This is a genomic window from Variovorax sp. P4_D9, from assembly GCF_056401695.1.
Genome location: NZ_JBFUIU010001496.1, coordinates 1 through 1,202, shown reverse-complemented (window position 1 = coordinate 1,202; position 1,202 = coordinate 1). Strand labels below are relative to the sequence as shown.

The window sequence follows — 1,202 nt, the reverse complement described above, 5'->3', positions numbered from 1 at the left end:
CTCTTCGGCTGCGTCGACCTGCGCAGTGCCTACCGTTCGATCCATTGGCCCAGCCTGGTGCTGATCGTCGGCATGCTGCCGTTCTCGCTGGCGCTGCAGCGCACCGGCGGCGTCGATCTCGCGGCCCAGGTGCTGATGGGCGTCGTTGGCGGAGCCGGCCCGCGCACCGTGCTGGCCGTGATCTTCGCGGTTACGGCCGTGCTCGGCATGTTCATCTCGAACACCGCCACCGCGGTGCTGATGGCCCCTGTGGCGCTGGCGATCGCGAGGGAATTGCAGGCCTCGCCGTACCCCTTCGCGATGATCGTCGCGCTGGCGGCCTCGGCCGCATTCGTCACGCCGGTGTCCTCGCCGGTCAATACGCTGGTGGCCGGGCCGGGCGACTACAGTTTCATGGACTTCGTGCGCGTCGGCCTGCCGCTGGTGCTGCTGGTGTTGATCGCCAGCGTCGCGCTGGTGCCTTTGCTGCTGCCGTTCTGACCGATGCCATCAGCCCGACTGGGCGAGCGAATCAGTGCGCCTCTGCCTGTTTCGCAGCCGCGACGATCGCCGCCTCATCATGCTTGGGCCCATTCAGGAACAGGTTCAGCAGCACCGCGCAAACCGACGCCAGCAGGATGCCCGATTCGACCAGCGAATGGATCGCGTGCGGCATCCACTGCTTGAAGTTGGGCGCCAGCAGCGGGATCATGCCGACGCCGATCGACACCGCGACGATCATTGCGTTGTGCCGGTTGTTCTTGAAGTCGACGCCCGACAGGATGCGAATGCCCGTGGCAGCGACCATTCCGAACATCACGAGGCCGGCACCGCCCAGCACCACGGTCGGCAGCGACTCGACCAGTGCCGCCATCTTCGGCAGCAGGCCCAGCACGATCAGGATCAGGCCGCCGGCCACGCAGACGTAGCGGCTCTTGATGCCGGTCACCGCCACCAGCCCCACGTTCTGCGAGAAGCTCGTGTACGGGAAGGTGTTGAAGATGCCGCCGATCAGCGTGCCCAGGCCGTCGGTGCGCAATCCGCGCGCCAGGTCCTGCTGGCTGATCCTGCGGTCGGTCATCTCGCCGAGCGCGAGGAACATGCCGGTCGATTCGATCATCACGACGATCATGATCAGCGACATCGTGAGAATCAGCACCGGGTCGAACTTCGGCATGCCGAAGTGGAAGGGCAGCACGATGTCGAACCAGGCGGCGCTGCCG

2 protein-coding genes are annotated in these 1,202 nt (G+C 66.1%); one reads left to right on the top strand and one right to left on the bottom strand.

From position 1 onward, the window contains the following. Positions 1-480, top strand: a 480-nt coding sequence (locus AC1DY5_RS56325; protein WP_478122822.1) for an SLC13 family permease, incomplete at its 5' end; no start/stop codon positions are given. 31 nt (positions 481-511) lie between these two features. Here the strand turns inward: AC1DY5_RS56325 and AC1DY5_RS56320 are convergent. Beyond that, on the bottom strand, positions 512-1,202 hold a 691-nt coding region (locus tag AC1DY5_RS56320), incomplete at its 5' end, for a solute carrier family 23 protein (RefSeq protein WP_478122821.1).